This is a genomic window from Chitinophaga sp. (genome assembly GCF_036569125.1).
Lineage (GTDB): Bacteria > Bacteroidota > Bacteroidia > Chitinophagales > Chitinophagaceae > Chitinophaga.
The window spans coordinates 1-10,921 of the sequence record NZ_DATCRF010000814.1; the positions used below are offsets into that span (position 1 = coordinate 1).

At 46.4% G+C, this 10,921-nt stretch carries 9 protein-coding genes; 8 read left to right on the forward strand and 1 reads right to left on the reverse strand.

The window, feature by feature from the left end; all coding sequences use genetic code 11:
• The 8 genes from VIM87_RS29925 to VIM87_RS29960 form a co-directional block, all read left to right on the forward strand.
• Positions 1-1,138 (forward strand): DUF6805 domain-containing protein (locus tag VIM87_RS29925; protein ID WP_332000529.1); only part of this gene is annotated, 1,138 nt, incomplete at its 5' end.
• A gap of 109 nt (positions 1,139-1,247) precedes the next feature.
• Positions 1,248-3,716, forward strand: a complete 2,469-nt coding sequence (locus VIM87_RS29930; protein ID WP_332000530.1) for a sensor histidine kinase — start codon at positions 1,248-1,250, stop codon at positions 3,714-3,716.
• An 11-nt stretch (positions 3,717-3,727) separates the two neighbouring features.
• Positions 3,728-5,698 carry a sigma 54-interacting transcriptional regulator gene (locus VIM87_RS29935; RefSeq protein WP_332000531.1) on the forward strand — a complete coding sequence of 657 codons (1,971 nt, stop codon included), beginning with the start codon at positions 3,728-3,730 and terminating at the stop codon, positions 5,696-5,698.
• A gap of 210 nt (positions 5,699-5,908) precedes the next feature.
• Entirely contained in the window at positions 5,909-6,394 is a 486-nt protein-coding gene (locus VIM87_RS29940; protein ID WP_332000532.1) for a cupin domain-containing protein, read from the forward strand.
• A gap of 7 nt (positions 6,395-6,401) precedes the next feature.
• The gene (locus VIM87_RS29945; RefSeq protein WP_332000533.1) at positions 6,402-6,998 is read left to right on the forward strand and encodes a Crp/Fnr family transcriptional regulator; all 597 of its coding nucleotides are present in this window, start codon (positions 6,402-6,404) and stop codon (positions 6,996-6,998) included.
• Between the two features lie 85 nt (positions 6,999-7,083).
• Positions 7,084-7,890: an alpha/beta fold hydrolase gene (locus VIM87_RS29950; protein WP_332000534.1), complete on the forward strand. Its 807-nt coding sequence runs from the start codon at positions 7,084-7,086 to the stop codon at positions 7,888-7,890.
• Positions 7,891-7,901: 11 nt separating this feature from the next.
• Positions 7,902-8,639, forward strand: coding sequence for a putative quinol monooxygenase (locus VIM87_RS29955; protein WP_332000535.1), 738 nt, complete (start codon positions 7,902-7,904; stop codon positions 8,637-8,639).
• A gap of 7 nt (positions 8,640-8,646) precedes the next feature.
• On the forward strand, positions 8,647-9,444 hold the full coding sequence (locus VIM87_RS29960; RefSeq protein ID WP_332000536.1) for a type 1 glutamine amidotransferase domain-containing protein: 798 nt from the start codon (positions 8,647-8,649) through the stop codon (positions 9,442-9,444).
• Between the two features lie 81 nt (positions 9,445-9,525).
• Here VIM87_RS29960 and VIM87_RS29965 read toward each other — a convergent pair whose 3' ends face one another.
• A complete protein-coding gene (locus VIM87_RS29965; protein ID WP_332000537.1) occupies positions 9,526-10,638 on the reverse strand; it encodes a TlpA disulfide reductase family protein in 1,113 nt (370 codons plus the stop codon).
• Between the last annotated feature and the right edge of the window lie 283 nt (positions 10,639-10,921).

The window sequence follows — 10,921 nt, forward strand, 5'->3', positions numbered from 1 at the left end:
GTTTATTTACACGCACTCGCATGATTCGCTGTACGTAAACCTGTTTGTAGCGTCGGCCTTAAGCTGGAAAGAAAAGGCGATACAGCTGCGCCAGGAAACAACCTTTCCGTATGAAGAGCGAACCAGGTTGGTTATTACAGGGGGCGCCTCTTCATTTCCAATGATGATCCGTTACCCGGGATGGGTAGCAGCCGGTGCATTGAAAATTACAGTGAATGGAAAACCTGTCCCCTTTGAAGCGCAGCCATCTTCATATATAGCCATTAACCGCCGCTGGAAGAAAGGCGATGTAGTTGAAGTAAAGTTGCCAATGCATAATACAATTGAACATTTGCCAAATGTGCCTGCTTACATTGCCATTATGCACGGTCCTGTTTTGCTGGGCGCAAAAACAGGTACACAGGATCTGAAAGGGTTAATTGCAGACGACAGCCGTTGGGGCCATATAGCCAGCGGCGAAAAGCTGCCTGTTGATAAAGCGCCCATTATTATTGAAGATGATCTGCCGGCCCTCACAGCCAGCCTTGTTCCGGTTAAAGATGCGCCCCTGCATTTTACTATGACGGGCGTAAAAATGATCAATGCAGCCGGCACGGAGCTACAGCCTTTTTACCAGATCCATGACGCACGTTATATGATCTACTGGATGGCTTTATCCAACAAACAATACCATGCTTACCTGGATTCACTTTCAGCCGTTGAAAAAGAAAAACTGGCGCTTGAGAGCCGTACGGTAAGCTTTGTTGCTGCGGGCGAGCAGCAGCCTGAAGCTGACCATGCAATGCAGGTTGACAGATCAAGAAAAGGAACCGCCCATGATCAGTTTTACCGGGAGGCGTTTGATGGCGGTTATTTCAGCTACAGCCTTGCAACAAACCGCGATACCAGCCTTAATTTAATGGTTCGCTATTGGGGTGCTGAATGGGGGAACAGGAACTTTGAGATCTATATTGATGATCAGAAGCTGGTTACAGAGAACAATACAAACAGGTGGAATCAGTCAAGGTTTTTCGATATAGAATATCATATCCCCGGCGCCCTGTTGAAAGACAAAGACCAGGTACGCGTGAAATTTAAGGCATTGAAAGGCGCATCCACATCCCCCGTTTATTATATACGTTTGATCCGGGACAACTAGGCATTGCACAAATTTTAAAATAAAGGGTACCTTTAAATTCAGAGGAATCGGCAGGTTCTTCGTATTGTAAGCCGTTTTTTCCCTTGAGCTGCTTAAAGAAAAGAGACCTATGTTCAGAATTGGCCTTGTATTTATGCTTTTGGGCTTGCTGGTACCCTATGCCGTGCAATCTCAAACCCCGGCTGCCCCGCCAGTGCAGGGGTATTCCTATTATCATCCGTCGAAAGACAAGGAAGCCTGGCAACGGCTTAATTTACAGCTCAGCTCCACTTTTATTGTGGTTGCCAAAGAAGGCCAGGTTGAGCATGACACTTGTTTATATATAGCCGGCCGCTCATTGGGCTTAAGCCGGCTGCCGGTACTCGCAGAAGGAATAGGCGATAAGGATCTGTTTGAGCAATCGCAATGGGTTGACCGGCAGCAGCCGGGTATAGGTGTTCGCCGGCTTTCCAATACCACGGGCCGTAAACAACTGCAATTACTGTTATTGCTGGGTAGCTATTATGCCTTTCAGCCCAATAGTTATTACAGGTATAAAGACAGTGTTGAATACTTTTTGAATAAAGCGTTAAATGAAAGCAGGCATTTAAAAGAATACAGGTTGGGCCGCCAGGCGCTTTGCCTGTTGGGAAAGATCTATGTACAGGCAGGCGATGCAAAAGGAGACTCAATTTTTAACACCGTAATTACTCAATGCCGGGAGGCTGGTGACAGGGAAACAGAGGCAAGAGCCGTTGCTTACCGGGGCATATATACTGCTCCCACACAAGCCGGCTTTCAGCAAAAAATTGTTGATCTGCAGGCGGCGTCAGGCTTATACCACAGCCTTGCAAACAAAGAAGGGGAAATTAATGTTTTGATGGACCTGGGCTACATGCTGGTAGTAGCCGGCCAGTTTCAGCCTGCACAGGAGTCTTTCTTAAAAGCGCTTGCGCTGGCTGAAGCTATTCACTATCCTTATATACATTACATAAGTGATGCCCTTGCCAACATTACAAGCTTTCAGGGTAAGTTTGGCGACCCTTTGCGGTATACCTTTCAAACGGTCAGGGTTGCTGAAAGCTGCCGGGATAGTATTGGGCTGCCGTATTTTTATAGCCGCTTGTCAGATCTGTATGATACGGAAGGCAGACAGAAGGAAAGCATTGATATGGCGCAAAAAGCAGTAGATCGCTTTATCAGCGTTCACGATCCGTCGGTGTATGGAATTTTAAACAGGGTGGTAGGGGATCTGTGCGAAAAGGGCCAGGCGGCACAAGGGCTTGCACTTATCCACGATATTTCAAAAAAAGTCGATAGCACCAGCATCCTGGCAGACAGGTTTGCTTACAATGCTGCACTTGCCCTTTGTTACCTGGATATTAATATAGATTCAGCAGAGCTGCATGTAAAAAAGATGGACTCTCTTGAAACGCAGGCCGAAATGATCAGGGGGCCACTCAGAAGAATTATGGTAACAGATATGTACGGGCATATACTTTTTGAGCGCGGGCAATATCAAAAAGCAAGAGCGTACTTTGAAAAACATTTCACTGCTCTTCCATACATCCAGCATAGCCTGTCCGATGATCTGCAAATGTACCGCTGGCTTATCATAGCTGATTCGGTACTGAAGGATAATGCATCGGCTATATACCATTATAAAAGATATGCAGCCCTGCTCGACTCCAATTTTAAAGTAACCAAAGTAAGACAGGCAGAAGAGCTGCAGGTTATTTACGAAACGCAGGAGAAAGAAACCCAGATCGCGGCATTGAACAAACAGGCCGGGCTTGAAAAAGCCAATGCAAAACAGGCAACCCTGGTGAAAAATTTAACGCTGGCAGGCATTGCGGCAGCCATACTTATTGCCGGCCTGCTATACCGGCAAAACCGGTTAAAGCAAAAGAGCAATAAAATAATAACGCATAAGAACGAAGAGCTCCAGCAGCTGCTTACAGATAAGGAATGGTTGTTGAAAGAGATCCATCACCGGGTAAAGAATAATCTTCAGATTGTAATGAGCCTCCTGAATTCTCAATCGGTGTACATTAATAATGATGCTGCGCTTACTGCCATTCACGACAGCAGGCGGCGGGTGTATGCGATGTCCCTTATTCATCAGAAGCTTTACCAGTCTGACAATATTTCAACGATAGCGATGCCTGCCTATATCAGTGAGCTGGTAAGCTATCTTGAAGACAGCTTTAATACCGGCAATCAGGTTTTATTCAGGCAGGAAATTGAACCCTTAAACCTGGATGTATCGCAGGCAATACCGCTTGGGCTTATTATTAACGAGAGTATCGTAAATGCCATTAAGTATGCATTTCCCGAAGGCCGTAAAGGCATTGTAAGCATCCGTTTGCAGCAGGAGGACGATGACCATCTTTTGCTCACTATCTCAGATAATGGTGTGGGCCTGCTGCCGGGGCTTGAGATAATGGAACATAACTCCCTGGGGCTTGACCTGGTGCGCGGGCTTACCAGGCAACTAAACGGAAGCCTGGATATTGTAAGTGATCACGGCCTTGGCCTGATAATAAAGTTCCCGGTTATGAGTAAACAAATGCTGGAAGAATCTTTAGTTACCCCTTAAGCAACCCGTTTATGCGTAAAAAAGTACTGATAGTTGAAGATGAATTTATCGTAGCAAACGACCTGCGGCTGATCTTAACGCAGGCCGGCTATGACGTAACAGGTATTGCTATTTCAGCAGAGGAAGCCGATGAGCATTTAGAAAAGCAGCAACCGGATATTGCAATACTCGATATAAGGCTGAACGGAAAGCTGTCAGGCATTGACTTCGCACGGAAACTAAAGGAAAAGAACATTGCTTTTATTTATTTGTCCGCTAATTCCAACCAGAAAGTGCTGGAAGAAGCGAAAACAACAGAGCCGTATGGGTTTATTGTAAAGCCGTTCAGGGAAAAAGACCTGCTGGTTACTTTAGATATTGCCTGGTACCGCCATGAGCATAGCCTTGAATCAAAATTGCGGGAAGAAGCCTGTTTGCAGCAACAGATAACCGGTATAATCAACGACCCCTCAGACGCCCGGCAAAAATTGCTGAAGGTTGCTATGGCTATGCAATCCTACATGCCATTTGACTTTATTGCAGCGGGAATAAGGCCGTTTAATACCGGGCGTTTTGCTGATATGGCCTATTTACGTACCGGCTTTAATGAGTACCAGCATATTAGTGAAAAGGAATTGATGGTGATGGCTGGTGTAAATGAAAAGACCCTTTACGCAATAACCGGAAACAGCCACCCGGATGATAAAGCATGTATTTATAACAACGGGGCAACTAATGAAGGCAATGCGCTGCAAAAAATGATATTGGATTGTTTACGGCTGGAATCATACCTTGTATTCCCTGTTAACCTGAGCTATGGGCTATCCGTTCATTACTTTTTTTACAGCCGTAAGCCCGGTGTTTATACCAGGGAGAACATTGCGTTGTTAAACCGTTTGAAATTGTGCCTGGAAGAGCTTGCGGAAAAAATAATCTATTATTCCACATCGCCGGTGGCAGCAAAGGGGTATGCTTTTTCAGTATCCCAAAAACATAGTGAGCCAACGCACGATGCTGTATTCAAAAATGTTATTGGCAGCCACCATCTTTTATTATCTGCATTAGACCTTGCAGCCCAGGTAGCGGTTTATAACACCTCGGTATTAATACTGGGTGAAAGCGGTACCGGTAAAGAGAAAGTGGCAGAAGCAATACACGCCCTTTCGCCCAGGAAGAACGGCCCGTTCATAAAAGTAAATTGCGCGGCCATACCGGCAACATTGGTAGAATCGGAGCTGTTCGGTCATGAAAAAGGAGCATTCACCGGCGCCATAGAAAAAAGAAAAGGCAAGTTTGAGCAGGCCGATGGCGGAACCATTTTTTTGGATGAGATAGGAGAGCTGCCATTGGCCACACAGGTAAAGTTATTACGGGTGCTGCAGGAAAGAGAGATTGAACATATCGGTGGCAGTTCGCCCATTAAAATAGATGTGCGTATTGTGGCTGCTACCAACCGTAACCTGGAAAAAGAAATAGCACAGGGCAGCTTCCGGCTTGACTTGTATTACCGGCTGAATGTTTTCCCCATCACGCTGCCGCCTTTGCGCGACCGGAAAACCGACATAGAAGCGCTGGCCTTATTTTTTGCAAACAGGTTTTGCCAGGCGTTTAATAAGCCGTTTACCGGCATCGCTGCTTCCATGATGGAGGAGATGCAGGCGTATGACTGGCCGGGCAATATCCGCGAGCTGGAAAATGTACTGGAACAATCTGTTGTGCTTAGCGATGGCCGCTCAAAGCTAACATTAAGGCGCAACCTCACTGCCGCGTTAACGGATCCTGCTGTTAAAACCGGTATTAACACGCTGCAGGATATCAAACATGTACAGCGGCAAACAGAAAAAGACTATATCACATCTATCCTCAAAAAAACAAATGGCCGCATACGCGGCGCAAACGGCGCAGCGGCATTGCTGAATGTTAAACCCACTACCCTTGAATCCAAAATGGCTAAGCTTAACATAAGCTGGCAGGATTTCAGGAATCCGCAAAACAACCTGTAATACTCCGGTTTTTCCGTAGATTTTTACTTTTCAACTCCGGTATTTTCGGAGTTAGCGCCATCATTTCTTTTACCACATTTCATTACAAAAGAACTAAACCCCTTACTGCTCAACTCTTTGCGCACAGCATCTGTTTGTGCTTTTGGCACGGGAGCAGGTTGGCATGCTAATGGAAACGTTGCGGCAAAACCAACAGCTAAAACCAGTGTTATGACTCCACGAAAAAAAACATTCAGGCGTATTGTAACAGGTCATGATGTAAACGGGAAGGCTATCATTATCTCTGACGGGCCGCCCACACATACGAAACTTGTTGGCGGGCCTGGCGGACCTACTTTTTTTGAAGTATGGCACACTTTGGAAACGCCCGCCCTCATTCATGCCCAGCCCGACGAACCTGCTGAAAACGGCCTGGTATTGCCACCACCCAAAAGAGGCACCCGTATAAGGGTAATTGAGTTTCCGCCTGCCCCTCACTCCTTAATGCACCGGACAAGAACGGTTGATTATGGTATTGTGCTGGAAGGGGAAATAACACTGGTGCTGGATGATGTAGAAACAACCATACAGGCAGGCGATATCGTGATCCAGAACGGTACAAACCATGCGTGGGCAAACCGTTCAGGCAAAGTATGCCGCATGGCATTTATGCTGATCGACGGAGAATTCACCAATGAAATAGTTCAACCTAAATAAACTGCATATGGAACCCGGGTTAGACATATTTTTAACATCGGTAAAGGATTTTTGCCCCCGGCTTACCCATGTTGAACTTGCGCAATTAGCATCAAAGGTTCTTTTAAAGAACCTGGAAAAGAAAGATGTTTTTCTACACGCAGGCAAAGTACCAAAAGCGATCGGTTTTGTTGCAAAAGGCCTGGTCCGTTCCTTTTATATTGACAATAACGGAGATGAGATAACCGTTGACTTTTATGCTGAAGGCGACTATGCCACTCACTATCCTGCCTTTATAACCCGCACGCCCGGCAGCTATACCATACAATGTTTAGAACCAACCAGTATGGTTTGCCTTAGCTACGAACATATACAATGGATCTACCAGCAGTCGGCTGATTTTGAAAAATACGGCCGGCTGGTTGCAGAAGAAATATTAAAACGCCAGCAGGCACGGATAGAGGGTTTTATATTCCAGACAGCAGAAGAACGTTATCTCGATTTTATTGAGCATCATTCAAGCCTGTTCAACAGGATCTCAATATCCCACCTTTGCAGCTTTCTTGGTATGGAAAGGCAATCGCTTACACGCATACGCAAAAAATTAGCTACCAATAGTTTTTGACGCATTTGTGTCAGGTACGCCCTTTATTTCTTTCTCAGCTTTGCAGTATCAAATTTTTTATCTGATAACAAGTAAAATCAATAAAATGAAAAAAGCGATCGTAACGCTGCTAGCCACCGCGTTAACCATGTCAGCAGCAATGTCCTGCACAAACAATGATGAGGATATAAAAGCCAGCACCTACGTATTGGTGCACGGCGCCTGGCAGGCGCCCTACGTATGGGATGCAGTACGCACAGACCTTGAAAGTAAAGGCAACCATGTGATAGTAGTAGAGCTTCCGGGGCATGGCGCTGACACAACACCGGCATATGCAGTGTCAATGGACGTTTACCGCGATAAGGTAATTGACGCTATGGCCAAAGCAGATGGTAAGGTAATACTGGTAGGGCATAGCCTTGGTGGAATGGTGGTGACAAATGTAGCGGAAAAGGCGCCCGCCAAAATAAGCAAGCTGGTATACATAGGGGCTTTTGTTCCGGCGTCCGGCCAGGCCCTGGGCGAGCTTGCCAACACAGATCCCGGTTCAAGGCTCGGGCCTTCACTGGCGCAGTCTGCAGACAAGTTAACCCTGGATGTAAACCGTGACAGCCTGACCTATCTTTTTATTAATGATGGCACGCAGGCCGACAAAGACAAGGTAATAGCCAATTACCGCGCAGAGCCGGCCATTCCCTTTGGCAACAAGGTTACACTAACTAACGAAAACTTTGGATCTGTTGAAAAAGTGTACATCAAAACACTGCAGGATATTGTGATATCACCAGCCTTCCAGGATAAAATGCTCACCGCAGCAGGCATCAAAACAGTATACACTGTAAATACAAGCCATTCCCCTTTCCTGGCGCAGCCGCATGAAGTAGCAAAGCTGTTGCTTACCATTGGTCAATAAAATACAACAACATGAAAGCAAATAAGTTCCTGTTGACATTGTTACTTACCGTCAATATAAACTATATGCAGGCACAGCCTGCAGCTAAGGAGGATACCATGAATACAACAGCAAGGTTAATACAGTATGATGTGAAGCCTGCACAGCTGGAAGCATTTAAAAAGGCGGTAGCAGCTTATGTGCTTCATTCACTCAGGCTTGAAAGCAATATACTCTCCGAAGCCTATTATGAGGAGGATAAGCCATCTGTAATATGGATCATTGAAAGATGGCGCAGCAGGAAGGCGGTTGATGACGCCAGCGCAGGCCAGCCATTTAAAGCAATAACATCGTTAGCTGAAAATGCTTTAGTTAGCCCGCCGGCAACGTTTTATGTAAAAGATCTTGAGCCGCTTTCAAAGGCGGACTGGCGAAGGCAACCCGCCGCGGGCGATACGCCGCTTACTATTATGCTGTTTGTAGACAGCAAGGCCGGAACAGCAGAACATTTTAAAAAAGTGTACCACAGTGCCATGCCGCAATTCCGTAGTGAGCCAGGGGTTATAAACTATCAGCTTTCGCAGTTGGAGAACGACAGCACACAATTCGTTACCTATGAAAAATTCAGGAACGAAGCCGCTTTCCAGTATCACCTGTCATTTCCACCCATACAGCCCGTGATCGGTTATTTGAATACCAGCATTAAAAAACAGCCTTTTCAAACAGGCCTTCACAGGCTGATAGCATTTGCGTATTACAATCACCCATAAAAAAATTATGATGAAAAAAATTAACCAGGTTATAGTAGCCGTAGCAGTGAGCTTACTGGCTGCCAATTATTCAACAGCACAAACAAACAGTATGCACGAACTTGAAGTCATGAATCAATTATCAACGCAGTCGGCCGTTGTAAACATGCCCGTAACAAAATTGCTGAATGCACCCGGCAATGAGGCATTGAGAGCCTTCTTTTTTACCCCGGTAAAAGATCCGGATAAGTTAAAAGGTAAAAGGATAGCAGTACTGGCTGCAGACGGGTTTGAAGAAATTGAGCTTACAGGTCCGGTATGGTATTTAAAACAATTAGGTGCACAGGTAGATATTGTGGCGCCTAAATATAACCCGGCTCCTGAAAGGTTTGGCCTGGTATACCCCGAAATGTCAAAGACCCACATCATGGCTATACAGTACCTGCAGCCTGTTGGCTGGATTAAATTTGACCATACTGCAGACCAGGTAAAAGCAAGTGATTATGATGCGGTATTCATACCGGGCGGCGCCTGGAACCCTGATAACCTGCGCCAGGATAAGGATGTAATAAAGCTCATACAGGATTTTAATAAAGCGGGAAAGCTGATCGCAGCTATCTGTCATGCACCGGTGGTACTGGCTTCTGCTGATATTTTAAAAGGCAAAAAATTAACCGGCTACTGGAATATACAGACAGATCTGAAAAATGCCGGTGGCGCCGTAGAGGAAGCGCCTGTTGTAACCGATGGCAACCTTGTTACCAGCAGGCACCCCATTGATGTGGCGGAATTTTCAAGGGCGGTAGAGCAATGGCTGGCTAAGTGATGGTGGTTAACCATAATGGGGGCGTCGTTTCACCACGGCGCCCCCATTGTATTTATTGTTCACTGTCTATACCGGCATTGCTTATTTGACCAAAGCCGATAATTTTTCCGTAAGGCCTTCGCCGCGCAGGTCACGCGCTATGATCATACCATTGGGATCTACCAGGAAGTTTTGCGGTACTGCGTTTACTCCGTACATCACCGCCACCTCGTTTTTAAACCCTTTCAGATCGCAGACCTGGATCCATGGAAGGCCGTCTTTTTTTACAGCCCATACCCATGCTGCCTTGCTTTCATCCAGGGATACGCTTACCACTTCAAAGTTTTTACCTTTCAGCTGCTGATAAGCTTTCACCAGGTTTGGATTCTCGGCCCGGCAAGGGGTACACCAGCTGGCCCAGAAATCAACCAGCACATATTTACCTCTCAGGGAAGATAAGGTAAAGGGTTTCCCGTTCATATCCGTTTGCGTAAAGTCCGTCACCTTTACGCCTGCCTGGCCTTTCTTGGTGCTTTCTATTTTTTCAAACGTACGTTTTCCGAGCGCTGAGGATTGCAGTTGGGGGGAAAATCGATGGAATAAAGGTTCTGCCTCTGCAGGCTTGAACTTTTGGCCGAGTACAAAATAATGGTAGGTGTACAGGCCCATGTAGGAGTTTAAGTGCGATTCGACGAACCCGGTTTGGATGGCTTTGATCCTGGCAATCAGCCTGGCAACGCTGTCTGATGTTTTTTTCCAGGCATCATCCCTGGGCTTACCCTCAAATTCATCATTCAATTTTATGATAATATCGGTCAACGGGCTGGTGGCTGCTTCCAGCGCTTTACTTTCCTCGTCGGCCTTTGATCCGTCAACTTTTGCGCGCTTAATAGAATCTGTTGCCGTCAATGAAATAGCTGAGTTTTCCAGGAAGAACGCAACATAGTCACCGGATGCTTTCGGTCCCGCCACGCCCTGGCGAACCACCGATACGATGGCCTGTTGGGGTTCGTCAACGCTGCCTTTAAATTGGAAGGTCCCGTTTTTAATATCTGCGGAATCGCTTTCCCGGAAGGCGCCGTTTTGTACAAGCAGCAGGTAAGCTTTTACAGGGGCGCTTAGCGCGGGAATAGTACCGGAAATGGTATATCCGCCCTGGGCCCGCAGCGCCAGCGGCAGCAGGCTGGCAGCCAGCAGTATTGCCGGTTTAAGCATAGTTTTCACTTTTTATTTGTTAGGTTACTTTATTAGGTGTTGAAAATATCAGGTGGCGGAACATCCGCCACCTGATGCGGTAATTTCGCCTGGCAATGCTTTTGCGGATCTATAGCTATAGTAATTCCGCCAGCTTTTTTTCCAAGTCATCGCCGCGAAGGTTTTTGGCAACAATTTTTCCCTCGGGGGAGATCAGGAAATTAGCCGGAATGGCTGTAATGCCATACAAAGCGGCAGCTGTGCTTTTGAAGCCTTTCAGGTCCGACACCTGTGTCCAGGGCAG